Annotated in this window: 24 protein-coding genes, 1 tRNA gene and 1 rRNA gene; 21 read left to right on the top strand and 5 right to left on the bottom strand. The window is 37.6% G+C overall.

Annotated elements, in window-relative coordinates; genetic code table 11:
- Positions 1 to 10: 10 nt before the first annotated feature.
- From rrf to M3225_RS25030, 8 genes are all read left to right on the top strand, one after another.
- Positions 11 to 126, top strand: a 5S ribosomal RNA gene (rrf, locus tag M3225_RS25065).
- A gap of 11 nt (positions 127 to 137) precedes the next feature.
- Positions 138 to 214 (top strand) — tRNA-Met (locus M3225_RS25060).
- 139 nt (positions 215 to 353) lie between these two features.
- Positions 354 to 959, top strand: a complete 606-nt coding sequence (locus M3225_RS25055; RefSeq protein ID WP_251399129.1) for a hypothetical protein — start codon at positions 354 to 356, stop codon at positions 957 to 959.
- Between the two features lie 344 nt (positions 960 to 1,303).
- Positions 1,304 to 1,801, top strand: a complete 498-nt coding sequence (locus M3225_RS25050) for a GNAT family N-acetyltransferase (RefSeq protein WP_251399126.1) — start codon at positions 1,304 to 1,306, stop codon at positions 1,799 to 1,801.
- 247 nt (positions 1,802 to 2,048) lie between these two features.
- A complete protein-coding gene (locus tag M3225_RS25045) occupies positions 2,049 to 3,821 on the top strand; it encodes an extracellular catalytic domain type 1 short-chain-length polyhydroxyalkanoate depolymerase (RefSeq protein WP_251399123.1) in 1,773 nt (590 codons plus the stop codon).
- Positions 3,822 to 4,099: 278 nt separating this feature from the next.
- Positions 4,100 to 5,386, top strand: a complete 1,287-nt coding sequence (locus tag M3225_RS25040; protein ID WP_251399121.1) for a 3D domain-containing protein — start codon at positions 4,100 to 4,102, stop codon at positions 5,384 to 5,386.
- 207 nt (positions 5,387 to 5,593) lie between these two features.
- On the top strand, positions 5,594 to 6,355 hold the full coding sequence (locus tag M3225_RS25035) for a M15 family metallopeptidase (protein WP_251399119.1): 762 nt from the start codon (positions 5,594 to 5,596) through the stop codon (positions 6,353 to 6,355).
- Between the two features lie 230 nt (positions 6,356 to 6,585).
- Entirely contained in the window at positions 6,586 to 6,714 is a 129-nt protein-coding gene (locus M3225_RS25030; protein ID WP_251399116.1) for a YjcZ family sporulation protein, read from the top strand.
- Positions 6,715 to 6,767: 53 nt separating this feature from the next.
- Here the strand turns inward: M3225_RS25030 and M3225_RS25025 are convergent, their stop codons facing one another.
- Positions 6,768 to 7,304 carry an SH3 domain-containing protein gene (locus M3225_RS25025; RefSeq protein WP_251399099.1) on the bottom strand — a complete coding sequence of 179 codons (537 nt, stop codon included), beginning with the start codon at positions 7,302 to 7,304 and terminating at the stop codon, positions 6,768 to 6,770.
- Between the two features lie 162 nt (positions 7,305 to 7,466).
- On the bottom strand, positions 7,467 to 7,637 hold the full coding sequence (locus M3225_RS25020; protein ID WP_251399096.1) for a hypothetical protein: 171 nt from the start codon (positions 7,635 to 7,637) through the stop codon (positions 7,467 to 7,469).
- A 147-nt stretch (positions 7,638 to 7,784) separates the two neighbouring features.
- On the opposite strand from M3225_RS25020, the gene M3225_RS25015 reads away from it, so the two are divergent.
- The 5 genes from M3225_RS25015 (at position 7,785) to M3225_RS24995 (ending at position 11,507) form a co-directional block, all read left to right on the top strand.
- Positions 7,785 to 8,273 (top strand): GNAT family N-acetyltransferase, encoded by a 489-nt coding sequence (locus tag M3225_RS25015; RefSeq protein ID WP_251399094.1) that lies wholly within the window; start codon positions 7,785 to 7,787, stop codon positions 8,271 to 8,273.
- Positions 8,274 to 8,279: 6 nt separating this feature from the next.
- Positions 8,280 to 8,615 carry a GNAT family N-acetyltransferase gene (locus M3225_RS25010; RefSeq protein ID WP_251399091.1) on the top strand — a complete coding sequence of 112 codons (336 nt, stop codon included), beginning with the start codon at positions 8,280 to 8,282 and terminating at the stop codon, positions 8,613 to 8,615.
- Between the two features lie 471 nt (positions 8,616 to 9,086).
- Entirely contained in the window at positions 9,087 to 10,538 is a 1,452-nt protein-coding gene (cls, locus tag M3225_RS25005; protein WP_251399088.1) for a cardiolipin synthase, read from the top strand.
- Between the two features lie 174 nt (positions 10,539 to 10,712).
- Positions 10,713 to 11,204, top strand: coding sequence for a general stress protein (locus tag M3225_RS25000; RefSeq protein WP_251399086.1), 492 nt, complete (start codon positions 10,713 to 10,715; stop codon positions 11,202 to 11,204).
- A gap of 75 nt (positions 11,205 to 11,279) precedes the next feature.
- A complete protein-coding gene (locus M3225_RS24995; RefSeq protein WP_251399084.1) occupies positions 11,280 to 11,507 on the top strand; it encodes a hypothetical protein in 228 nt (75 codons plus the stop codon).
- Between the two features lie 232 nt (positions 11,508 to 11,739).
- Here M3225_RS24995 and M3225_RS24990 read toward each other — a convergent pair whose 3' ends face one another.
- Positions 11,740 to 11,949, bottom strand: coding sequence for an alpha/beta-type small acid-soluble spore protein (locus M3225_RS24990; RefSeq protein ID WP_016762907.1), 210 nt, complete (start codon positions 11,947 to 11,949; stop codon positions 11,740 to 11,742).
- A gap of 177 nt (positions 11,950 to 12,126) precedes the next feature.
- Between M3225_RS24990 and M3225_RS24985 the strand changes: the two genes are divergently transcribed.
- Positions 12,127 to 13,125 carry a LacI family DNA-binding transcriptional regulator gene (locus M3225_RS24985; RefSeq protein WP_251399156.1) on the top strand — a complete coding sequence of 333 codons (999 nt, stop codon included), beginning with the start codon at positions 12,127 to 12,129 and terminating at the stop codon, positions 13,123 to 13,125.
- A 63-nt stretch (positions 13,126 to 13,188) separates the two neighbouring features.
- On the opposite strand, the gene M3225_RS24980 is transcribed toward M3225_RS24985, so the two are convergent.
- Positions 13,189 to 14,469 (bottom strand): MFS transporter, encoded by a 1,281-nt coding sequence (locus M3225_RS24980; protein WP_251399082.1) that lies wholly within the window; start codon positions 14,467 to 14,469, stop codon positions 13,189 to 13,191.
- Positions 14,470 to 14,902: 433 nt separating this feature from the next.
- Here M3225_RS24980 and iolG point away from each other — a divergent pair, with 433 nt between their 5' ends.
- The 7 genes from iolG (at position 14,903) to M3225_RS24945 (ending at position 23,580) form a co-directional block, all read left to right on the top strand.
- Positions 14,903 to 15,925, top strand: a complete 1,023-nt coding sequence (gene iolG / locus M3225_RS24975) for an inositol 2-dehydrogenase (protein WP_251399080.1) — start codon at positions 14,903 to 14,905, stop codon at positions 15,923 to 15,925.
- Positions 15,926 to 16,005: 80 nt separating this feature from the next.
- Complete coding sequence (gene iolC, locus M3225_RS24970) at positions 16,006 to 17,013, top strand: 5-dehydro-2-deoxygluconokinase (protein ID WP_251399078.1); 1,008 nt, start codon at positions 16,006 to 16,008, stop codon at positions 17,011 to 17,013.
- A gap of 73 nt (positions 17,014 to 17,086) precedes the next feature.
- The gene (locus M3225_RS24965) at positions 17,087 to 18,544 is read left to right on the top strand and encodes a CoA-acylating methylmalonate-semialdehyde dehydrogenase (RefSeq protein WP_251399076.1); all 1,458 of its coding nucleotides are present in this window, start codon (positions 17,087 to 17,089) and stop codon (positions 18,542 to 18,544) included.
- 111 nt (positions 18,545 to 18,655) lie between these two features.
- Entirely contained in the window at positions 18,656 to 20,590 is a 1,935-nt protein-coding gene (iolD, locus tag M3225_RS24960; protein ID WP_251399074.1) for a 3D-(3,5/4)-trihydroxycyclohexane-1,2-dione acylhydrolase (decyclizing), read from the top strand.
- 85 nt (positions 20,591 to 20,675) lie between these two features.
- Positions 20,676 to 21,572, top strand: coding sequence for a myo-inosose-2 dehydratase (iolE, locus tag M3225_RS24955; RefSeq protein WP_251399073.1), 897 nt, complete (start codon positions 20,676 to 20,678; stop codon positions 21,570 to 21,572).
- 60 nt (positions 21,573 to 21,632) lie between these two features.
- The gene (locus tag M3225_RS24950) at positions 21,633 to 22,667 is read left to right on the top strand and encodes a LacI family DNA-binding transcriptional regulator (protein WP_251399071.1); all 1,035 of its coding nucleotides are present in this window, start codon (positions 21,633 to 21,635) and stop codon (positions 22,665 to 22,667) included.
- Positions 22,668 to 22,791: 124 nt separating this feature from the next.
- Positions 22,792 to 23,580, top strand: a complete 789-nt coding sequence (locus tag M3225_RS24945; protein WP_251399068.1) for a 5-deoxy-glucuronate isomerase — start codon at positions 22,792 to 22,794, stop codon at positions 23,578 to 23,580.
- A 255-nt stretch (positions 23,581 to 23,835) separates the two neighbouring features.
- Here the strand turns inward: M3225_RS24945 and M3225_RS24940 are convergent, their stop codons facing one another.
- On the bottom strand, positions 23,836 to 24,054 hold the full coding sequence (locus M3225_RS24940) for a hypothetical protein (RefSeq protein WP_013055227.1): 219 nt from the start codon (positions 24,052 to 24,054) through the stop codon (positions 23,836 to 23,838).
- Between the last annotated feature and the right edge of the window lie 271 nt (positions 24,055 to 24,325).

The raw sequence follows: 24,325 nt of genomic DNA, 5'->3' as shown, positions 1-24,325 counted from the left end.
ATATAATATGTCTGGTGGCGATAGCGAAGAGGTCACACCCGTTCCCATACCGAACACGGAAGTTAAGCTCTTTAGCGCCAATGGTAGTTGGGACTTTGTCCCTGTGAGAGTAGGACGTTGCCAGGCATTTTTATTATCGCGGGGTGGAGCAGTTCGGTAGCTCGTCGGGCTCATAACCCGAAGGTCGCAGGTTCAAATCCTGTCCCCGCAACCAAATTATCTTTTATACATACTTGAATATATCATTATTATCCTTAGGCATAGCCTAAGGATTTTTTGTTTGGCTATATTTATAAACACTTGTTTAGGTTATGATATAAGATAGTGATGCAGATTAATCAGGAGGTTTTTTCATGTTACACAGTAATATTAAAACTCATATTGAAAAAGAAATGAATGTTCAAGGTCAATCTTTATCTCTATACCAAGAAGAAAAGGAATATGCGTTGCAAAAAGAGTTGGTACCACATAACGTGATGATAGAAGAAAAAGAGGCATCTTCACGTTTTAAAGATTCTTATATCGAAAGAGTAGATAAGGAAACAGACGAGCTGATCGCAGAAGAATCTCCTCTTTCGTTTTTAAATACACCTATTTCTTACTTGAAAGAACACAGAAGTGAATTTCTATATGTAGAATCAAAATGGTTTGAATTTATTAAGCTTGATGGATGTTCTTTTGAAGTGGATGATGTGTTCGGCACATATAAAGTATTAACTGGGTTACATATGCAAAAAAAATTCGGTTCTTTACTAAAACAATTTTTTGCTAAGGAGCTTAACGAAAGCCCAACAAGCGTCCAGCTTTTATTTAATGATAAAGATGGATTATGGGATGTGAATATTGAGTTAGATGCTATAAAAGAGTTTGATGAGAAAATGTCGATAGGTGAAGTTCTTGTTCTTACATATCGTTTTTTATTTCATTTGGTGGTGTATGTAGAGGACGCAAAAGCTTAAGAAAAGATGATTACTTTCACTGCAAAGCATAGAACTTAGTTTCTATGCTTTTTTTGATGAGTGATACGTAATGAATGCTAAATGAAGCTGGAAATACATTTACATCTCTACGTTTTTATGGAATGATAAAGAGTATCTTTACATATATGACTGCTGTGGGTAAGGAACAACTATCAGGAATCTTTCTAATTTTTTGAGAAAGCAGCTCACATATTAGCTGTGAATAGCACTCAAGGCAAGAAAGCTTCCGTAGGATGAAGTATAATATATACATACAGGAACTATTTTTAACTCTATAAAAATGTCTGCTGACGTATGGGATTATAAATAAAGAGGGGATGTTCATGTTATTAAGAAAAATAAAGTCTGAAGAATTGGCAGAAGTATATCAAATGGGATACGCCGCATGGCCTAAAGGCAGGACGTACAAAGAGTATGTTAGAGATAATCAAAAAGAAGAAACATATGGAATTCGGTATGTGTACGTAAATGAAGAGAATCAAATTATTGGTTCATTTATTTTGCTTCTTTTACAAACTCCTCGATTAAAGTTTGCTTTGCATGGTATTGGATCCGTTGTTGTACACCAGCTTTATCAACGAATGGGGTATGGCCGGGATATGCTTGAAGACTTTTTTAAAAAGATGAAAATAGAGAAGCGCAGCGCTATTTTTATGCTTTATAGCGATATTCTTCCTGAATATTATCATCAGTTTGAGTTTAAGGAGCTTCCTGCTCATTTACAACGTTATCCTCAATCCATGGCTATGGTAAATTGCAGTGAGTCACAATATGAATACTTAAGTAAGCAATCCATAGAGGACATACCGGCCTATTTTTAAAAGGTATGTCTTTTTTATAGTATTTATCGGCATAATCGTTTACAATTTTATGTAAGCGTTTGCTTTTTTTAGGGTGAATGATTTTATTCGTTCCCATAACCGTAGACAAATCGTGCAGTTAATATAAATTTTATTACATAAAACCTTGCTATCATCTTATTAGTAACTCTTATTCATTTCTATACGATCGCGATATGTACGTTTGCTACCAAGTATAATCATATCGTTATAAGGAGGAAGCAGGAAGATGAAACGATTGTTTATAGCAGGGATTATTTTTATGCTTTTTTTATCTTTAGGTGCTGTATCTTCTTCAGCCGCAGGAAGTTTTACCTCTAAAACATATAACGGAAGGACATACAAACTGTACGTACCTAGCAGTTATCAGGCAGGTACTGCTTTACCTCTAGTAGTTATGTTACATGGCTGTACTCAAGACCCAGATCAATTTGCAGCAGGAACGCAAATGAATGCACTGGCGGAGACAGAGAAGTTCCTTGTTCTTTATCCAGAACAACTCTCTTCTGCTAATTCAAACAAGTGTTGGAACTGGTTTGATACCGCTCATCAATCAAGGGGAAGCGGTGAACCAGCGTTAATCGCTGGAATGGTTAATCAAATAAAAAGCAGTTATTCAATAGATGCCGACCAAGTCTTTGTTGGAGGTTTATCTGCTGGTGCAGCTATGAGTGTTATTATGGGAGCTACTTATCCAGACATATTTGCGGCTATAAGCGTTGGTGCAGGCTTGGAATATAAAGCAGCGACTAGTATGATAGGTGCTTATACAGCAATGAGTGGTGGAGGTCCTAATCCTATCCAGCAGGGAGATTTAGCTTATTCAGCCATGGGAGATCATAAACGAGTGGTTCCGGTTATTTTGTTTCATGGAACAGCTGACTACACTGTTGCGCTTATAAATGCGCATCAAATACTATCGCAATGGGCTCAAACAAATGATAGAGCGTCTGATGGGCTGGATAATAACAATATTGATGACACGGCAGATCAAACTGTAACAGGTACAGTATCTGGTGGAAGAAGCTATACGCAATATATCTACAAAGATACAGCAGGAAAAACAGTAATGGAAAAATACATGATAGAAGGAATGGGACACGCTTGGTCAGGGGGAAGTGCATCCGGTTCTTACACAGATCCTCAAGGACCAAATGCAACTAAATTAAGCTGGGATTTTTTTAAGAGTCATCCGAAGAATGGGGGTGCTCCTGATCCAGGAGATATATCTCCACCGGTTACAGCTGCTTCGCCAGCGGGAGGAACTTATGGAAGTTCTGTTTCTGTCACATTATCAACCAATGAATCTACCACCACTTACTATACATTAGATGGAAGCATACCAACTGTTAATTCTCTAAAGTATTCTGAGCCTATTACCATCAGCTCTAGCAAAACAATAAAATTTTTTAGTGTAGACGCAGCGGGTAATCAAGAGCAAGTAAAGACGGAAGTTTATCAAATTTCTGGAACCTCAGATAGATCTTCAGTATTTTCTTCGCTTGCTGCTGAAGGTGGATTTATCGGAAGTTTACCAGGTGACGGTATGAGTAGTTCTATTCATAAAATTGGGGATAAAGGAATGTACAATACCGACACATACCGAACCATTTTATCTTTTGATACAAGTTCTTTACCTGATGATGCAATCATTATGGATGTATCTTTAAAAATTTATCGCAAATCTTTAACTGGTAATATTTCATCTTTGAAAGGCGATATTAAAAGCGGTGTATTTGGAACTAGCAGTGCTTTAGAACAAATAGATTATCAGGCTTCTCCATCTATTTCAGCGGGTTTCCAAATGTCAGTGCCTTCACTCGATAATGGATATACAACTATTCAACTTCCTTCCTCACTTTGGGGATATATGAATAGGAGTGGAAAAACTCAGTTTCGCTTGTCAAGCTCAGGTCCAGCGGACTTTTTAAGTGATGTAGTTGAAATTTATGGGGGCGACCATTCTGCATATGCTCCAACTCTAACTGTTTCATATAAGTAAAAAAACCTTCTAAAAGCTAACGGCTTTTAGAAGGTTTTTTTACTTATAAGTTACTTTTATCACCGAATATAACTCCAACTTTTTATAGAGTTTTCTTCAAATTTTGACATGATTTTGATGAAATTTAATCATTATTCAAAAATGAATTGTCAGAAATATTACAAGAAAATGTTTAAAATTAATTAAATCCGTAATAAAAGTAAAATATTCCTGTAATGGAAGTGAAATGAACAGATGGTATCATTCAGTCATTGAGTAAATAAGGAGGTATTCGGAAAATGAAGAAATTTGTATTTACTCTAGGGACAACGGCAATTCTTTCAGCAGGATTTGTAGGTGCGGCATCTGCCTCTACAAACGGAACGTATGAAGTACAAAAAGGTGACACTTTATGGAAAATCGCTCAAAATCATAATGTGAGCGTAGACGAGCTAAAAGATGCTAATAACTTAACATCAACACTAATTTATCCAAATCAGACACTAAACTTATCTAGCATAAAAGAAATCGTACATACTGTAAAACGTGGTGACACTTTGTGGTCAATCGGTCAACATTACGGCGTAACAGTAGAAGAAATTAAAGAATGGAACGGTTTAACATCAGACTTAGTTTTCCCTGGAGAACAATTTAAAATTAAAACGGTACAAGCAGCTCAATCTCAAACAGCTAGTGCGCCAGTAGCAAAGGCAGCTCTACAAACGCAGCAGTCTCAAACGGCACAAGCTCAGCAAGAACAAGCAGCACAAGAGCAAGCACAAAAAGAACAAGCTCAAGCAGTAGCACAAGCACAGGCAACACAAGAGCAGGCACAAAAAGAACAAGAGCAAGCTCAAGCAGTAGCACAAGCACAGGCAACACAAGAGCAGGCACAAAAAGAACAAGAGCAAGCTCAAGCAGCGGCACAAGCACAGGCAGCACAAGAGCAAGCACAAAAAGAACAAGAGCAAGCTCAAGCAGCACAAGCACAGGCAGCACAAGAGCAAGCACAAAAAGAACAAGAGCAAGCTCAAGCAGCACAAGCACAGGCAGCACAAGAGCAAGCACAAAAAGAACAAGAGCAAGCTCAAGTAGCGGCACAAGCACAGGCAGCACAAGAGCAAGCACAAAAAGAACAAGAGCAAGCTCAAGTAGCGGCACAAGCACAGGCAGCACAAGAGCAAGCACAAAAAGAACAAGAACAAGCTCAAGCAGCGGCACAAGCACAAGCAGCACAAGAGCAGGCACAAAAAGAACAAGCAGCTCAGCAACAGCAGTCTCAATCGCAAGCAAGCGGCAAGTCTATGACTGTTGAAGCAACAGCTTATACAGCTAACTGTGCTGGATGCAGTGGTACAACAGCTACTGGAGTGAATTTAAAATCAAATCCAAATCAACGAGTAATTGCGGTTGATCCTAGCGTTATTCCATTAGGTTCAAAAGTCTACGTTGAAGGTTATGGTCAAGCTGTAGCAGCAGATACAGGTGGCGCAATTAAAGGAAATCGAATTGATGTATTCGTTTCTTCAGATAGTGCTGCACAAGACTGGGGCAGAAGATCAGTTAAAATTACAGTTATCGACTAATACTAGTCTTATAGAATAGAAGTAAAAAGAGATGTCTTTTAGGAGACATCTCTTTTTTATGCTTAAAATGAACGTTTGAAAAAAATAGGTCCGGGCATAATGAAATTTATAGTAGGAATTAGTTTGTTATATTAGTAATTATTTCTTGGTTTATATACAATGTTTGAGTGTTCTAAAAAGCTGAAAATATGTCAGGAGTATAGAAATATGAAACTTTATAAAAAAATGGCCTTACTAATAGTACTGAGTGTTATAGCAGGATTCTCGTATCTGGGCTATCAAGGATTATTTCAGCACAACGATCATTTAAATACGTCTGATCATAATCCTTTATCTTCTTCTAAACAGAAGCAAAATAGTATAGAAGTTGTAGGGAATCCACAATCCATTGCCGTGTTAGTAAACAAGCAAAATCTTCTTCCTGATCACTATGAACCCACTGACCTTGTATACCCAGACGTTCGATTTATATTTAAGGGAAAAATTGAAAAACGCCAAATGCGTACAGAAGCAGCAAAAGCTTTAGAAAGGATGTTCTCAGCTGCTGAAAGAGAAGGAATTTACTTAGCCGGTGTTTCTGCTTATCGTTCGCAAAGCCGCCAAGAATCTCTTTATCAAGCGTATATAAAACAAGACGGAGAAGCGGCAGCTAATCATTATAGTGCTTACCCAGGCAGCAGTGAACATCAGACTGGTTTAAGTATAGATGTATCAAGCAGCACCGGTAAGTGTGCGGCCCAAGATTGTTTTAAAGATACTCTTGAAGCCAAATGGATTGAAAAAAATTCATATAAATACGGATACATTGTTCGCTATCCAGAAGGAAAGCAGCAGATTACAGGTTATAAATATGAGCCGTGGCATATACGGTTTGTCGGAAAAGAACTCGCTTCTAAAGTGTATAAAAAAGGAATTACGTTAGAAGAATATTATAATGATTACATGCAAGTCGATAATCCAGTTCAATAAAAAAAGAAGAGTTATACATACTCTTCTTTTTTTGTATTTTTAGAAGATACCCTTACTTCAAAAGTGTGAAGTGAGGGAAGATGTTGAGGTGAACTACGGGATGCTACATCCTATGCCGTACTAGTAAAAGAGTTAACGTTTATAAATTATAATGAATTTTGTGATAAAGAATACTCATGTCCGTTTTGTTTTCCCTTCACATATTCTACAAAAAAGGGAGGTGAAAAGAAATGAGTTTTTACGGAGGTTATGGGTATGGTTATGGTTACGGAGCAGGTCACGGAAGTAACTTTGCGTTGATCGTTGTACTATTTATTTTACTAATTATCATCGGTGCTTCATGGGCAGGGCACTATTGATAAAGTTTTGATGAACAAACTCCCTTGAATTACTTCAAGGGAGTTATCTGTTTTTATCTATAATCAGGTAACTGTAAGTATGGAGTGCTTACATATCCTTTAAAGCCATTGTATTCTACAAAAGCCCAATCAAATGAAAGCTTGTTATCTTTTGAGTAGCCCCAAGCTAAGAAGCTGACGCTTTTTCCTTTTGGAATAGTTGTTACAATTTTGTTACTTGTGCTAGGCCCTGTACGCAAATTAAGGTTAGCAGCCGTATGAACAGTAGTGGGGACCTTCATTAAATAAGAAGTACCGATATATCCGGTGCCGCCAATTATTTTAATGGCAGCCCAGTCTGCATTTACAAATTTGACTACTTCGATTTGATCTTTTTTTCTTAATGTATCAAGAATCTTTCCTTTGGTGCTAGGTTCTGAACGTATATTGAGTACGGTTGCTGTCACTTCATATACGCTGAACGGTGCATTTATTCTTTCTGCTGCACTTGCTGTTTGCTCATGAGTGAATGGCAATATGCTGGATAGAGATGAAAAAGTAAAGCCAGCTGCTAATGTAAGAACCGATATAGATTTTGTGATTGTCTTCATACAAGTATTCAACTCCTTAGTGAAATAGGTAATACCTTTTCTATAACACTAAGAATAAGGAATACTTGTTTCTAAATTGTTACCAACATACATCTGAGTTGTAAATTTATAAAAATCTGTAAAAAGGTTTATTTCACAGACTTTTTAAGGGCTCTATCTTTACTATTCCTCGCTATCTTCTGTTGATTTATGAAAAGAAAAATATACAAAAACTGATAGTACTGTCCCGTAAATGCTCCACAAAGCTAAAGCGAAAATAAATTCTTTCTGCAGGCAATAAATAATTGTTAAAGCAACTAGTGCAATAAAACTTATTAAAATAGTCTTTTTCATAAGCACCCCGCCTATTTAGTTTGATTACTCTATATGCTTTTTGATCTTGCTTTAACCTATAATTATTCAGCTGTTGCGCTAAAGATGAAAGGAAAAAGTTAAATAAAGCCGAACTTATAATAAAAAGAAAGATGCAGGAGGATTTTTATGTTAGAACAACATGTACTAGAAGATATACAAAAGTTACAGTCTATTTGCGAACAAGAAGAAAAAATAGAGCTGAAGCTGAATTTTGATATGTTACGAAGTCGAAAACAAAATGAAGTTGACGATTTTTTTCATTATGAAGATAATCAGCTTGTTGGGTTTATTGGTCTTTATGGGTTTGGGAATACAGTAGAAATATGCGGGATGGTTGCTCCTAGCTATCGCAGAAAAAAGATTTTTTCGAAGCTGTTTTCTCAAGCTTTAGATATATGTAAGAAGAGTGAGTATACAGAGATTTTATTAAATGCTCCTGGCCATTCGGTTTCAGGCAGGGAGTTCTTAAAGCAAATTCCATGTTCATTTACTTTTTCAGAATACCAAATGAAGTGGACAAAAAAAGAATTGAAAGATGATAATCCCTTTGTTACACTTCGCTCTTCTGAATCAGATACAGATAGGGAAATGGAAATGCAAGTTGATATGGAATGATTTGGTATGTCTTTAACAGAAGCAGCTGCTTATTATGAGCAAACGAAAATGGAGAAACAGCAAAATCATTTTATCGTAGAGTACAATAGGCAAGCGGTTGGAAAGTTAAGGGTATTTTATGATAAAAGCGAAGCATGGATTTATGGATTTGGTATTTTACCTTCTTATCAAAAATTGGGAATAGGAAAAGCTGCTTTAAAACAAGTCGTTTTACAGCAGCATCAGCTAGGATATGATGTATTCCTTGAGGTTGAAGCGAAAAATAAACGCGCTTTGCAACTCTACGAAACATGCGGTTTCAATTCATATCACGTACAGGATTATTATGTATACAGCTTGTAGAGAAAAAACACGGAAATCTAAGATTTCCGTGTTTTTTCTCTACATATTAAGCGATCTGTGCTTTTTTGAATAAATAATGAGAGAGTACAGAAAAGTGATACGCCAGTTGACCAAAACAGTGAAGATCATACAAATAAGATAGGAGCACTGAAAGCGAGGATCCACGTAATAATTCCTCCAATAAACGCTTTTTTTAATAGGTGATAATCCGTATATCCAAGGCTAATACTGATAAATACATTGAGGAGACTAAGAAAAATAAAAGAAAAAAACAAATTATTTCCTCCCTGTTTTTAATACGCAATACAAAAAAGAAATATTTTACATTTTTAGTATAGCAAAAAATAAAAAAATTTGGATGCTAAAGATGAAAAAGGAAGCTATCTGTGTTATGTATAGTAAAGTGAATGAGAAGGTTAAAAAAGGGAATGAGTTAATAAAGCGATGTAGTAGAAAGAAAGGAGTAAAAGGATGGAATTTGCCCATATCTTTACACTAAGTGTATCTGTTGTGACCGCTATTAATATTTTATTAGCCGGTATTCTTATTTTCATCGAACGAAGAGATATAGGATCTACATGGGCGTGGCTTCTTATTTTATTTTTTATACCGATTGTCGGCTTTATTGTATATCTGTTCTTTGGAAGACAGCTAAAACAGAAAAACTTTTATAAATTGTCATCTGATGAGCGGGAATATTTAAGATCTTCAGTGGATGAACAATTAAAAGAACTTAAAGCTACCCATGAATATCGAAATGATTTACTGATTCAACATAATAAACTACTGTTCACTAATTTAAATTCTTCTAAGTCACTCGTGCGCACCGACAATGAAATTGATATCTTTAGTGACGGTAATCAGAAATTTGATGCGTTGTTTGAGGATATTCGAAATGCTAAAAAAGAAATTAATATTCAATATTATATTATTCAACGAGATAATCTTGGGAAAAAATTAAGAGATGAGCTAACGAAAAAAGCAAAAGAAGGTATAAAGGTTCGCGTTCTTTATGATGAAGTAGGATCTAGAAAAATGACGCCATCATTTTTTAAGGAGCTTATTTCATATGGCGGCGAAGCACAGGCATTTTTCCCTTCAATTCTTCGCTTGATTAATTTTCGTATTAACAATCGAAATCATCGAAAGCTTTGTATTATTGATGGTGAAGTAGCATACATAGGAGGATTTAACGTAGGAGATGAATATCTAGGGTTAGATCCAAAAATGGGTTATTGGAGAGACACTCATTTTCGCATTAAAGGAGAATCAGTGAACGATATTCAAGGAAGATTCATTTTAGATTGGCATCAAGCAACAAAGCAGCCAATTGAACTTGAACAATTTTTGCATCGCACAGAAACTCATTCTGGAACGGTCCCAGTGCAAATTGTAGCGAGCGGTCCTAACTCGACTACTCAGCATCTGAAAAATATGTATATCTCATTGATTATGTCGGCCAAAGAAAGTGTATACCTTCAAACGCCTTACTTTATTCCCGACGCAAGCTTTATGGATGCTTGTAAAATTGCTTTATTATCTGGAGTAGATATTCATATTATGATTCCAAACAAACCCGATCATCCTTTTGTTTATTGGGCTACGTGGTCTCATGTAGGTGAACTGCTGACATATGGTGCAAATATTTATCTCTATGAAAAAGGCTTTTTGCATGCTAAAACGATTGTAGTAGATAATGAAGTATCTTCTGTAGGGACGACGAATATTGATCCGCGAAGTTTCAGCCTTAATTTTGAAGTGAATGCAGTTGTATATGACCAACCTATTGCAGAAAAGTTGCAGAACCTGTTTCTTGAAGATGTGCAATTTAGTTCAAAATTAACACTTGAACGATATAAAGAGCGCTCTCTTCTTATAAAATTTAAAGAAGCAGTATTTCGCTTGCTGTCACCAATTTTATAGTATAAATCATTGGTATCATGAAAAAGGCTTGAATTATTAGATTCAAGTCTTTTATTTTATCGGTTTCTCCTTGTAAGGAGAGCTAGAGATAAATTTAAAAAGTTTTACTAGAAAATCCAAGGGTATTAATACTATAACAAGCTAAAAAAACGATAATACCTGGGAGGAATAACAATGACAAAAAATGTGGTAGGTACGTATAATTCAGAAGAGGCCGTTATTACAGCGATTCGAAATTTAAAAACACAGGGATATCCGGACAGTGCACTTTCTGTTTTGACAAACAGTGGCCAGCATCATGAAAATACAGAAGCGATTGAGCATTCTGCAGGAATTGATGTGCAAATAGTTGATACAGATCAAAATTCAAAGCACCATCAACCCTTTATGGAGAAAATAAAAAATGCTTTTACGCCAGCTGAAGAAAAAATGGATCAAGATGTTAATCGAATCGAAAATCAATTAACCGAATATGGTGTACCTGCTGCAGAAGCTTCCTCGTATGTATCTGATCTTAAAAAAGGAAAAGTTTTGCTGATGGTAGACGCAGTTGAGCATGATAAACGCAATTCAGCTCTAGGACAAACGGTGACACCTGCTGAAAAATCAGCTGACCCAATGAATGAAAAAATGTTATACGGCAATCACGAAAATAAAATAAAGTAACGTTGAAGTAGCCCACTGAGATAATAAAAGACCGCGTTCTTAAATAAAAGCTAGTTAACGAAAGGAAGGGAACCGATGAGAAATCTAGAAAAAATGGAATCTGAACTTGACTATTTAAAACAGCAGCAAGAAGTCAATCAAGAGCTCATCAAAGTTTCACAGTCTCTTGTTGCTACGTTAAAACAGTATGAAGAAGAACCGAACAATACAGAAGTGTTAGCTGTGATTGCTGATTTAGAAGGACAGCAAGAACAGCTCAAAGCAAAGACTGAAAAGATATCTAAAGAGCTTGCACATTTATAAAGCAAGATAAAAGAAGTTCCTATGAAAGGAACTTCTTTTTATGTTTTGTCATAAGCAATCTATTGTGAGAGAAAAGGAGCCTTATATAACGCTATGTGAACGTTATGGAGATAATGGTTTTGTTTTAGATACATATAGAGGAGAAGAAACGCAAAAAAAGGATTGTATAAAAATAGGAAAAGGAAGAACGGTCATTCGCTCTTCCTCCAGCCGTATTGCTTATGATAGTGATTTAGAAACGTCCGCCGCCAAGTTGCTGTTCAGCCATTTGCACAAGGCGCTTTGTAATTTCGCCGCCTACTGAGCCGTTTGCACGTGCAGTTGTGTCAGGACCAAGAGTTACGCCAAATTCGCTAGCGATCTCATATTTCATTTGATCGATTGCTTGTTGAGCACCGTGTACGGCTAATTCGTTGCTGCTCTTATTTCTGCTGTTTGCCATCATAATCAACTCCTTTTATAAGGTTAAGATTATGATTTGATTAATAGATAGTTTTTATACATGAAATAAAAAATTTTTTTCAAGGACTTATAGAATATGCTTATTGGAATATACAAAACGATTGAATACTTTCGTGATAAAATAAGGAAAGAGATCTCGAAGAAAGGAACAGTGAAAGTGAAACCAACCATTTATGATGTTGCGAAAAAAGCAGGGGTATCGATAGCCACTGTATCCAAAGTAATCAATCAGACAGGCCGTATTAGTGAAAAAACGATAAAAAAAGTGAATGAAGTAATGATGGAATTAGATTATCAGCCTAGCAGTGTCGCAGCGGCGTTAACAGGAAAAAAGACGTACACGATTGGCGTTCTAGTTCCTGATATCTCTAATCCTTTTTTTGCAGAGGTAGCAAGAGCTTTTGAGAATAGTGCTAGAGCAGCGGGATACACGCTTTTTTTATGCAGTACAGATCATCAAACTGCGCGCGAGCATGAATACATAGATCTTTTATTTAAAAAACAAGTAGATGGAATCATTATCGCAACCGAACTAAATAATACGAAGCTCGTAAAGAAAATTGTGAAGCATGATGTACCGCTTGTATTGTTTTCAGTTGACCATCCTTCTATCTCCACGCATGTAGTCACGATTGATAACGTTCGCGGAGGATATATCGCAGGTAAGTATTTAATAGAAAAAGGTCATCAATCGGTAACGGTTATGACTGAAAAAGATAGAAAAAGTAGTGAAGGGCGATTAGCAGGATTTAAGCAAGCACTCACAGAAGCAAATTTGTCACTAGAAAACCAGTCCATTATCAGCTGTTATTCAACAGTGGAAGATAGCAGAAGAGCAAGTAAACAGCTGCTTTCTTTGCCTAATAGGCCGACAGCAGTCTTTGCATGTACTGATTTAATTGGTGTGTCGCTCATAAACGAGGCAAGGAAGCAGGGGCTTTCGATTCCAGGAGATCTATCGGTAATTGGATTTGATAATACGATTTATGCCGATATTGCTGAGCCGGGTTTGACAACGATCGAACAACCAATTTCTCAGATGGCAGCTAGTACGTTTGAACAGCTGTTAAAGTCTATGAAAAAAGAAGAGCATGCGAAACAACGAGTAACGATTATTCCAGAACTAGTAGAACGTGCGTCAGTAAAGAAGTTATAAAGTAGAGAAGATAAAAAAGCTGCAGGTGCTGGGGCACCTGCAGCTTTTTCTACTTAGCCATATTTATAGGGAGACCTGACTTTTGACTTCGTTTATTGTTTCGCCTTTAATAATTGTTTCTGTTGGAATCGTAAGGAAACCAGTTAGAAAAGCACCAAAGAAATATAAGCAAGCAAAGATCCAAATCACGCCGCCCGTGCCCAAAAGACCAATGAAAACGGTCACAATTAAAGGACCTACAAAAGCCGAAAGTCCCGATCCTAAGTTCAACACGGACATCGCGGCTCCTTTATTCTCAGGAGCTAAAGAAGGCACTAACGCTGTAAGAGGAACATATCCTGCTAGTGTTGCACCGTAACAGCATGCGACAATCATCATCACCCAATAATTATGTCCGACGAATTGCGGTACATAGTAAAGAGCAAGTGTTACAATTCCGCATCCTACTCCGCCGAACCATTTGATTGTATTTACCCAGCCGAATTTATCTCCAACAATACCAAAAATAATATTAAAAGCCATATTCACAAAAAACAATGTACCCCAGATTTGCAACCATTCACTCATCGTAAAATCATGTTTCATCATATAGGTTGGCAAGAAAACAACAAATCCAAATTGAGCAGCAGAGTTAATAATCTTTACGATTCCTCCGATGCCTACTTTAGGGTTCTCAAATGCGATTGTAATCCCTTTCATTAATTCTTTTGTTTTATTATCGTTTACTTTTTGGACGGTAAACTTGTCTTTATTCATGATAATTGAAAAGACTCCACCAATCACAACAAAAAGCAAACCGCTCCACAAAGTAGCGATTTCGCCGATTTTAGGAACCATGTAACTGGAGTAAAAGGCTCCGATTACGCTTAAACCAAGCTGGAAGACAAACCAAAACCAACCTACTGCTTTTGAAAGCATTTCCTGAGGCGTGCGGTAAGACACCCAGACCAAGAATGAGTAGGCAAATAAAGGGTAACCAAATCCTCTAAGAGCATAACAAATTAATATAATCGTATAATTCATGATATGAAGTCCTAATCCTATAAATCCAATCGAACCAATAATAAAGGATATCAAGCCGAATGCCATTGCTTTTCTAGGTCCCCACAATTGAACAAGTACGCCGGAGAACCAAGAAGAAACCGAGACCGTAATTCCATAAACAGTAAACAGTAAAGCGGCATGTTCGATGGTTAACCCTCTTTCTACAAGATAAGGAGATAACCATCCTTGTTCTAATCCATCACCAATCATAAAAACAATAATACCTATGTATCCCCATGTTAAATGAGAAGGGATTCCAATCCTGTCTAGAGCCGTTTTTCTAGAAATAAATTCGTTCATTTTCCACACCACCAGATCGATTATTTTGTTTGAACTATCAAAATATTTGGTTAAGCGCTTAATCTATTTGATAAAAAAAGTATACGCTTACATTTTTTAAACGTCAATGAAAATTTTAAATATATATAATTTTCAATTAAATAATCTTAACAGTAAAAATATTGGTAGATAAGGTAATAATAACTGAATTTATTATAAAAATACTTAAATATAGAGAATTTCTTTATGCTTCAGCACTAAATAGATAAAAAAATAAAAATAGTTTTTTTAATAGTATACGTTCAGGTAATTAAAAAACAAATATTCTAAATAATCCATAAAAATAGTTTGCATTTTATAAAACGTTATGTATAATTAAAACCAGGAAAGCGCTTAACCTATATTGAGGTTTGAGCGAATGTTTTCTTAACTTTTAATTAAAGGGGAAAATAAGATGGGGATTCTTACAATTGGAATAATTGGTGCTGGACGAATAGGGAAATTACACGTTGATAATTTAAAATTAATGCCTCAAATAAAAATTAAAGCGGTTTCAGATGTGGTAGTAGATCATTTGCATGAGTGGGCTGCAAGTAAAGAGATTTTGACGTTGACAACAAATTATCAAGATTTATTAGCTGATCCAGAAATTGATGCCGTTTTCATTTGTTCGCCAACGAATACGCATGCATCGATTATTAAAGAAGCGGCTCGAGCGAAAAAACATATTTTCTGTGAAAAGCCCGTTAGTTTTTCAGTAGAAGAAACAATCCAAGCGTTAGAAGTAGTAAAAGAACATGGCGTGCAGCTTCAAGTTGGCTTTAACAGACGCTTTGATCCCAACTTTAAAAAAGTGTATGATCTTGTACAGCAAGGAGAAGTAGGAAAGCCGCATATTCTAAAAATTACGTCCAGAGATCCTCAGCCGCCGAGTCCGGAATATGTTCGCGCTTCAGGAGGACTGTTCATGGATATGATGATTCATGATTTTGATATGGCTCGTTATGTAATGGGCAGCGAAGTGGTAGAAGTATCGGCTTACGGCACAACGCTCATCGATCCTGCTATTGAAGAAGCAGGAGATATAGATACGGCAATTGTGTCATTAAAATTTGCAAATGGAGCTTTAGGTGTGATTGATAATAGTCGTCAAGCTGTCTACGGTTACGATCAGCGCCTTGAAGTTTTTGGCGAAAAAGGTGGGGTTGTCGCTGACAATTGCCGTCCTACTACAGTAGAGATATCAACAGGCGAAAGTGTAGTCAAAGAGAAGCCGCTGTATTTCTTCCTTGAGCGCTATACACAAGCGTACATAGATGAAGTAACACAGTTTGCAAGAGCAATTATGGAAAATCAAAGCGTTATTTGTACAGGGAACGATGGATTACAAGCAGAACGAATTGCTAAAGCAGCAAAAGAATCTTTACTATCCGGGCAGCCAGTGAAGATTGAACATAAAAAGTACGCAGTGAATTAATGACGGTAAACCTGGGGTGAAAGAAAATAATTTGTTCTTTCTACCCTTTTAGGAAAGCGCTTAACTAAGGAGGAATAAAGATGAATCCGCTTATTTTTAAAGAAAATCGTGGGTTAGATTTCATCGCTGTTGGCCGCTTATGTATTGATTTAAATGCAAATGAAACACAGCGTCCGATGGAAGAGACTAAAACATTTACTAAATATGTAGGAGGCTCTCCGGCTAACATTGCGATTGGAGCAGCAAGACTAGGCTTAAAAACCGGTTTTATCGGAAAAGTATCAGATGATCAAATGGGACGCTTCATTACGGATTATCTCCAAAAAAATAAGATTAATACAGATAGCATTGTTATTGATAAAACAGGGGCCGTAACGGGTCTTGCTTTTACGGAAATCAAGAGTCCTACAGATTGCAGCATCTTAATGTATCGTGATAACGTAGCGGATTTAAAGCTGAATCCTACAGAAGTATCCGAAGAGTATATCAAACAGTCAAAGGCTCTTTTAATATCTGGAACGGCTCTTGCACAAAGTCCTTCTCGTGAAGCAGTGTTTTTAGCACTAGAACACGCACGCAAGCATGAAGTTGTTGTATTCTTTGATATCGATTATCGCCCATATACATGGGAGTCAGAAGCTGAAACAGCGGTCTATTTTAATTTAGCCGCTGAAAAATCAGATGTGATCATTGGCACGCGAGAAGAGTTTGATATGATGGAAAAACTATTAAATTATGAAGAATCTAATGACCAAGTAACAGCAGAGCGATGGTTTTCTCATCATGCTCAAATCGTCGTGATTAAGCACGGTGGAGAAGGATCTATTGCCTATACAAGAGACGGTGAGTCTCACCGCGGAGGAATATTTAAAACAAAAGTTCTTAAAACGTTTGGCGCTGGCGATTCTTATGCTTCAGCCTTTATTTACGGATTGATGCAAGGGCTGGAAATTCCGCAGGCAATGCGATTGGGCGGTGCATCAGCTTCGATTGTGATTTCAAAGCACAGCTGTTCAGATGCCATGCCAACAAGTGTTGAGCTCTTCAACTTTATGGAGACAGCAACAGAAGTTTTGCAGGAAGCTTAATAGATAAAGGAAAAATCTGAAGAGATTAAAGGGATAGAAGTTTATCAAAATGAGATAAAGGGAGAGATATTTTATGACACAAACAGCGGTAAAAACAGTAAAAAACTATATTGGCGGACAATGGATTGAATCAGCTACATCAAAAACAGAGCCTGTGTATAACCCAGCGACAGGTGAATTAATCGCACAAGTGCCTCTTTCTACCAAAGAAGATGTAGACCAAGCGGTGCAAGCGGCAAATGAAGCTTTCAAAGGATGGGCAAAAACAGCCGTGCCTAAACGTGCACGCATTTTATTCAAGTATCAGCAGCTGTTAGTAGATAACTGGGATGAATTAGCAAAGTTAGTGACAGTTGAAAATGGAAAAAGCTTTAACGAAGCGCGCGGTGAAGTGCAGCGTGGAATTGAATGTGTAGAATTTGCAGCTGGAGCTCCTACGTTAATGATGGGTAAACAGCTTCCTGATATCGCAACAGACATTGAATCTGGCATGTACCGCTATCCGATTGGTGTAATTGGGGGAATTACGCCGTTCAATTTTCCAATGATGGTTCCTTGCTGGATGTTTCCGCTTGCGATCGCTTGCGGCAATACATTTGTGTTAAAGCCGTCTGAACGTACACCGCTTTTAGCTGCAAGGTTAGCTGAGCTTTTTGAAGAAGCTGGTTTGCCAAAAGGAGTGTTAAACATTGTAAACGGTGCTCATGACGTAGTAAATGGACTTCTTGAACATAAGCTCGTAAAAGCTATTTCGTTTGTTGGTTCACAGCCTGTAGCTGAATATGTGTACAAAAAAGGTACGGAAAATTTAAAGCGTGTTCAAGCTTTAGCCGGTGCCAAAAACCACTCGATCGTATTAAATGATGCAGACTTGAACGTAGCAACAAAACAAATTATCGGAGCTGCTTTTGGTTCAGCGGGTGAACGTTGTATGGCAGCATCTGTTGTCACTGTACAGGAAGAAATTGCGGATCAATTGATTGAAAGATTAGTAGAAGAGGCAAACAATATTGTAATTGGCGACGGCTTAGAAGAAAACGTCTTCTTAGGACCGGTTATTCGTGAAAATCATAAAGAGCGTACGCTTAGCTATATCGAATCAGGCGTGCAAGAAGGTGCCGAGCTGATCCGTGATGGTCGCACAGATGCAGCAGTAAATGGCAACGGATACTTTGTTGGACCAACGATTTTTGATCGTGTCACCCAAGAAATGAAAATTTGGCAAGATGAGATCTTTGCACCTGTGCTGTCTATTGTGCGCGTGAAAACATTAGAAGAAGCCATTGAAGTAGCCAATAATTCCCGCTTTGCAAACGGTGCTTGCATTTATACAGGTAGCGGCGCAAGCGTACGTGAATTCCGTGAAAATATTGAATCCGGTATGTTAGGAGTAAACGTAGGGGTGCCAGCACCTATGGCGTTCTTCCCGTTTTCTGGTTGGAAAGACTCTTTCTACGGTGATCTTCATGCAAATGGTACAGACGGCGTGGAATTTTATACAAGAAAGAAAATGGTTACAACTCGGTGGTAAGTAGTTAGTTTAAAATCACATCTCATTTAAAAAGGAAGTATCGGGAATTGAAGATATTCCTTATGCTTCCTTTTTCTAATCGTAATCTAGTACTAGAAGGGAGAAAAGGGCATGGAAACAGTTAAGATGACGACGGCACAAGCGTTGGTGAAATTTTTAAATCAGCAGTATGTTGAATTTGATGGAAAGCAGCACAAGTTTATTAAAGGGATTTTTACAATTTTTGGGCACGGGAATGTAGTAGGTCTTGGGCAAGCTTTGGAAGAAGATGCAGGAGAATTAGACATATACCAAGGACGTAATGAACAAGGGATGGCCAATGCAGCGATGGCTTTTGCAAAACAAAAACATCGAAAGCAGATTATGGCTTGCACATCTTCAGTGGGCCCAGGCTCAGCAAATATGGTTACAACGGCAGCCACCGCTTCAGCTAATAACATTCCAGTTTTGCTGCTTCCCGGCGATGTATTTGCAACTAGACAGCCGGATCCTGTTTTGCAGCAAATTGAACAGTCATATGATTTATCTATTTCTACAAACGATGCTTTTCGTCCAGTGAGCAAGTACTGGGATCGCGTAAGCAGACCTGAACAATTGATGACAGCTATGATCAACGCGATGCGGGTATTAACGAATCCAGCAGACACGGGAGCTGTAACTATTTGTTTGCCTCAAGATGTGCAGGGAGAAGCATGGGATTTTCCTGCTTATTTCTTCCAAAAGCGCGTTCACCGCATTGAGCGCCGCCTTCCGACTAAGGACAGTCTAGGCGATGCGATTCAAGTAATGAAAACAAAAAAAAAGCCAATCATTATTTGTGGAGGCGGCGTTCGGTATTCAGAAGCCGCAAAGGAGTTAAAGCAATTTGCTAGTGAGTTCCACATTCCATTTGGGGAAACTCAAGCGGGGAAAAGTGCCGTTGAAAGCGACTACCGCTATAATCTTGGCGGAATTGGTGTAACAGGGAACTCAGCTGCTAACACAATTGCTAAAGAAGCGGATTTAGTGATTGGAGTAGGCACTCGATTTACTGATTTTACAACAGCCTCTAAACAGCTTTTTCAACATCCGGAAGTGCAATTTCTTACAATTAACACGTCTGAATTTCACGCGAATAAGCTCGATGCTGTGAAACTTGTAGCTGATGCAAAAGAAGGGCTGCTTGCTCTTAGAGAAGAACTAACATCAATTGGTTATCAGTCTGGTTATACGACAGAAATTGCAAGTGCTAAAGACGCATGGGAAACAGAATTAGAGCGTCTACATAGCATACGTTTTACTGGGGCAAAGTTTATTCCAGAAATAAAAGGTCATTTAGATGAGAGCTTAGCTGAATATGCAGAATCACTTGGTACTCAATTAACGCAAACAGAAGTAATTGGAGAGGTGAATAAGCTCCTTGATCACAATTCCGTTATTGTTGGTGCAGCAGGAAGTCTTCCGGGTGACTTACAGAGAATGTGGAAGTCTAATAAACCCAATACCTATCATATGGAATATGGGTATTCATGCATGGGATATGAAGTATCAGGCGCACTTGGAGTTAAGCTAGCGGAACCAGCTAAAGAAGTGTATGCGATGGTTGGAGATGGAAGCTATCAAATGCTTCATTCAGAGCTCATTACAAGCCTTCAAGAAAGAAAAAAAATAAATATTTTACTATTTGATAATTCCGGTTTCGGATGCATTAACAATCTTCAAATGTCAAATGGAATGGGAAGCTTTGGAACAGAGTTTCGCTATCGAAACGATGAAACAGGAAAGCTAAACGGAAACGTGATGAAAATTGATTTTGCAGCCAGCGCCGCAGGCTACGGTGTAAAAACATATCGTGTAAGTTCTCTTGAAGAATTAAAAACGGCGATAGCAGATGCACAAAAGCAAGAGGTTTCTACGCTAATTGATATTAAAGTGCTGCCAAAAACTATGACGAATGGTTATGAATCATGGTGGCATGTAGGAGTAGCAGAGGTATCTGGAAATCAGCATGTACAAGAAGCTTATAAAGATAAAGTGAAAAAACTTGAAATGGCAAGGGTTTATTAAGAACCAGAAAAATATTGCGGATGTTGAAGAGAAACATTCAGTACATGTAAAAGCGTTTTTAATTTCATACAAGGGAGAGGAAGAGATGTTCAAGGAAAATACGGTCAAACTGGGGATTGCTCCAATTGCTTGGACAAATGATGATTTACCTGAACTAGGAGCTGAAAATACATTTGAACAGTGTATCAGTGAGATGGCTTTAACCGGTTTTAAAGGAAGTGAGGTAGGAAACAAATATCCGCGAAACGTTTCCATCTTAAAAAAAGCATTATCGCTGCGGAACTTAGAAATTGCAAGCGCATGGTTTAGTACATTTTTAACGACAAAGCCGCTGGAAGAAACGGTGACTCCATTTATTGAACATCGCGATTTTTTATACGAAATGGGAGCAAAAGTAATCGTTGTGTCTGAACAAGGACACAGCATTCAAGGGCTGATGGATGTTCCTTTATTTAAAGGAAAGCCTGTGTTCACGCCACAAGAGTGGAACAGACTTGCAGAAGGCCTGCATTATCTTGGGAAACTAGCCCGAGAGAAAGGTATGCATATTGTCTATCATCATCACATGGGAACAGGCGTACAAACAACAGAAGAAATTGAGCAGCTAATGGAGCTTACTAATCCAGAGCTTGTCTCGCTGTTATTTGATACGGGCCATCTTGTCTTTTCAGGAGAAGAACCTCTTTATATTTTAAAAAAATATTTACATCGTATTAAACATGTTCATTTAAAGGATATTCGCCAAGAAGTAGTTGATAGAGTAAAAGAACAAGAGCTGAGCTTCTTGCAAGCGGTAAAAGAAGGAGCCTTTACTGTTCCAGGTGACGGAGCTATTGAATTTGATGAAGTGTTTACTACGCTGGCCACTTCGGATTATAACGGCTGGTTTGTTGTAGAAGCAGAACAGGATCCAGCGCTCGCTAATCCTTTTGAATATGCGCTAAAAGCGAGAAACTTTATTAAAGAAAAAAGCGGTCTTTAATTTCGAATGTAAAAGGTTTAACGCCTTTTATGTGCTTATAAAGTGAAAGGAGGAGGGGGAATGAAACCAACCATTTATAGTGTGGCTGAAGAAGCAGGAGTATCAATTTCTACCGTATCAAAAGTCATTAATCAAACCGGTCATATTAGTGAAAGAACAAGACAAAAAGTAATTGAGGTTATGGCGCAGTTGAATTACCACCCAAGCGTCGTGGCATCTGCTTTAACAGGAAAGCCCACTAAAACGATTGGGCTTCTCGTACCCGACATCTCCAACCCTTTTTTTGCCGACTTGGCAAGAAGCATAGAAGACCGAAGTCATGAGCGAGGCTTCCACGTTGTAATGTGCAATACCGATAACGAGGCGGAAAAAGAGAAAAAGTATTTATCGCTGTTAATTCGTCAAAGAATTGACGGCTTAATTGTAGCTTCGGCTTTTCGAAATGCTAATCTTTTAAAAAATATGCTTAAGCAAGATATACCGATTAGCGTTATTGCTTCAGAAATTCCTCATATATCCGTTAATACAGTGACAGTGGATAACTACAAAGGAAGCTATTTAGCGACTGATTATTTACTGTCTTTACATCATGAAAAAATTGCAATTATTACAGAAAATGCAAAAAGTAATCATGCCCGTTTAGATGCTTTTCGAGACGCCATGCAAGAAAATGGAATCATCGTATCACCTCAGCACGTTATTACGACCGAGGCAAGTATTCAAAAAGGATATGAAAGTGCTAAGCGAATTTTTTCATTAAAGGAGAAAGTGACGGCTATTTTTGCTTGTAACGATTTACTGGCTATCGGCGTTATGCAAGCGGCAAAGGAATTTAAAATTGATGTGCCGAAGGACTTATCAGTCATTGGATTTGATAATACGGTTCTTTCTACTACCATCACGCCCATGTTGACGACGGTAGCACAACCAACACAGGAAATGGCTGTAAACGTAGTGGATTTGCTGGTTAGAGAAATGGAATATCCAACTATGCATAAAGAACATTTGCTTCTTGAGCCGAAATTGATTGTCCGAAAATCAACGGCTCCGTTACGAAGAGACGCCAGAAACTCCATAAATAATTGGTCACGATAAAGAATATTGCTACTAATAAAAATCATCTTAGTCACATATTCAAAAGAATTTATAGAGCCTATGGAAAAAAACTGAGTGATAAGTAAATTCTGATTGCCCTACTACATAAAGGAGGAAGTTAAGCATGTTAGGTAAATTAGGTGAATTAAATAAAGGATACAACGTACTTACAGAAATGGCCGGTCAGCACAAAGAAATGCTGATGGATATTGGGATTTATAACATGCCCCAAGGAAAAGAGGAAACTTTACTAGACAGCAGCAACGAAACGGCTATTCTTTTACTAGAAGGAAAGGTAAAGCTAGAGTGGGAAGGCCATTCGAAAGAAATTCAGCGTCAGTCCCTTTTTGAAGAGGAGCCTTGGTGTTTGCACGTTTCGAAAAATGTGGATGTTAAAATTACCGCGCTTGCCAATAGTGAAGTACTAGTTCAAAAAACGGATAATGAAAAAGAATTTTCATCAAAATTATATACGCCTGAAGATTGTCAAAATACAGTGGCTGGTGAAGGAGTATGGAAAGGTACTGCTCAGCGTGTAATTCGAACAATTTTTGACTACAATAACGCTCCTTATTCTAACCTTGTTATTGGAGAAGTTATTTCTTATCCAGGAAGATGGTCGAGTTATCCGCCTCATCATCATGACCAGCCTGAAGTATATTACTATCGTTTTGACAAGCCACAAGGGTTTGGCTGCGCAATGGTCGGAGAAGATGCGTACCGTGTAGTTGATAATAGTTTTATTACAATTCCTGGTGAATTGGATCACCCTCAAGCAACGGCTCCCGGCTATGCGATGTACTTCTGCTGGATGATTCGCCATCTTGACAATAATCCGTGGACAGACCGTATCATGGAAGAAGAGCATAAATGGTTATTGAAACCGGATGCGAAAATTTGGCCTGAAAAATAAATAACGACCTTTATATGAAATGGGTTCTAAATATTGAAAAAGCTCCAATAAAAAATAATTATGTGTAAAATAATAGTTTATTTTTGTAAAATATGTTTTTATATGTTAAAATATAGCTTGTATTAATATTCAGGCGATGATATCGCTCTTTTTAGCAGATTCCTTTTTTAGGAGTCTCTTTTTTTGTAAGCAGAAGCAAAAGATACACGCGGTTCTTATGTCAATTAAAAAGAAAAGGAGATAAGCGTAAGCCGCTTATCTCCTTTTCTTTTTAGCATTATCTAACGCTAAGTTCTTTTTAACTACTTTTTCTAGAGCAACTTCTACGTGAACATTTTTTTCATCGATGTCATTCACAAGCACGACGGTTCCTTTTCGTCCTTTAATCTTTAAATCATCACCCGTAGAAGGAATATTTTCCCGCAACTGGCTCAATAGAAGCTTTCTGTTTTCAAAAAAGTGGACAGCCACCATTTTATCTCACCTAATTTCATATGATATATGTGATACAAAGATGTGTATATGAAATCCTTCCTATACATTATGTCGTTACTGCTGACTTTAGAACAGATTGGATAGACAATTGTTGCATCAATATACGAAATAAATAGGATGGCATAGTTATAAATCTTCTATCCTTGGACATGCTTATACTACTAATCTAAAAAGGGATGTGGATGAGAATGAAAATGAAGATGGCTATCGGATTAAGTGTATTTACGGCCGTTACAGGAGCAATTGCTTT

The organism is Priestia aryabhattai (assembly GCF_023715685.1).
GTDB lineage: Bacteria > Bacillota > Bacilli > Bacillales > Bacillaceae_H > Priestia > Priestia aryabhattai_B.
This window is presented reverse-complemented; position numbering and strand designations above follow the sequence as displayed.

Excerpts from the sequence above, each read along its gene's own strand:
- M3225_RS24995 (WP_251399084.1), top strand. The coding sequence starts at position 11,280 with ATGAGAAATCTAGAAAAAATGGAATCTGAACTTGACTATTTAAAACAG.
- M3225_RS24945 (WP_251399068.1), top strand. The coding sequence starts at position 22,792 with ATGTTAGGTAAATTAGGTGAATTAAATAAAGGATACAACGTACTTACA.
- M3225_RS24980 (WP_251399082.1), bottom strand. The coding sequence starts at position 14,469 with ATGAACGAATTTATTTCTAGAAAAACGGCTCTAGACAGGATTGGAATC.
- M3225_RS25040 (WP_251399121.1), top strand. The coding sequence starts at position 4,100 with ATGAAGAAATTTGTATTTACTCTAGGGACAACGGCAATTCTTTCAGCA.
- iolC (WP_251399078.1), top strand. The coding sequence starts at position 16,006 with ATGAATCCGCTTATTTTTAAAGAAAATCGTGGGTTAGATTTCATCGCT.
- M3225_RS24940 (WP_013055227.1), bottom strand. The coding sequence starts at position 24,054 with ATGGTGGCTGTCCACTTTTTTGAAAACAGAAAGCTTCTATTGAGCCAG.
- iolG (WP_251399080.1), top strand. The coding sequence starts at position 14,903 with ATGGGGATTCTTACAATTGGAATAATTGGTGCTGGACGAATAGGGAAA.
- M3225_RS25030 (WP_251399116.1), top strand. The coding sequence starts at position 6,586 with ATGAGTTTTTACGGAGGTTATGGGTATGGTTATGGTTACGGAGCAGGT.
- iolE (WP_251399073.1), top strand. The coding sequence starts at position 20,676 with ATGTTCAAGGAAAATACGGTCAAACTGGGGATTGCTCCAATTGCTTGG.
- M3225_RS25055 (WP_251399129.1), top strand. The coding sequence starts at position 354 with ATGTTACACAGTAATATTAAAACTCATATTGAAAAAGAAATGAATGTT.
- cls (WP_251399088.1), top strand. The coding sequence starts at position 9,087 with ATGGAATTTGCCCATATCTTTACACTAAGTGTATCTGTTGTGACCGCT.
- M3225_RS25000 (WP_251399086.1), top strand. The coding sequence starts at position 10,713 with ATGACAAAAAATGTGGTAGGTACGTATAATTCAGAAGAGGCCGTTATT.
- M3225_RS25010 (WP_251399091.1), top strand. The coding sequence starts at position 8,280 with ATGTCTTTAACAGAAGCAGCTGCTTATTATGAGCAAACGAAAATGGAG.
- M3225_RS25050 (WP_251399126.1), top strand. The coding sequence starts at position 1,304 with ATGTTATTAAGAAAAATAAAGTCTGAAGAATTGGCAGAAGTATATCAA.
- M3225_RS25025 (WP_251399099.1), bottom strand. The coding sequence starts at position 7,304 with ATGAAGACAATCACAAAATCTATATCGGTTCTTACATTAGCAGCTGGC.
- M3225_RS25045 (WP_251399123.1), top strand. The coding sequence starts at position 2,049 with ATGAAACGATTGTTTATAGCAGGGATTATTTTTATGCTTTTTTTATCT.
- iolD (WP_251399074.1), top strand. The coding sequence starts at position 18,656 with ATGGAAACAGTTAAGATGACGACGGCACAAGCGTTGGTGAAATTTTTA.
- M3225_RS25035 (WP_251399119.1), top strand. The coding sequence starts at position 5,594 with ATGAAACTTTATAAAAAAATGGCCTTACTAATAGTACTGAGTGTTATA.
- M3225_RS24990 (WP_016762907.1), bottom strand. The coding sequence starts at position 11,949 with ATGGCAAACAGCAGAAATAAGAGCAGCAACGAATTAGCCGTACACGGT.
- M3225_RS25015 (WP_251399094.1), top strand. The coding sequence starts at position 7,785 with ATGTTAGAACAACATGTACTAGAAGATATACAAAAGTTACAGTCTATT.
- M3225_RS24950 (WP_251399071.1), top strand. The coding sequence starts at position 21,633 with ATGAAACCAACCATTTATAGTGTGGCTGAAGAAGCAGGAGTATCAATT.
- M3225_RS24965 (WP_251399076.1), top strand. The coding sequence starts at position 17,087 with ATGACACAAACAGCGGTAAAAACAGTAAAAAACTATATTGGCGGACAA.
- M3225_RS25020 (WP_251399096.1), bottom strand. The coding sequence starts at position 7,637 with ATGAAAAAGACTATTTTAATAAGTTTTATTGCACTAGTTGCTTTAACA.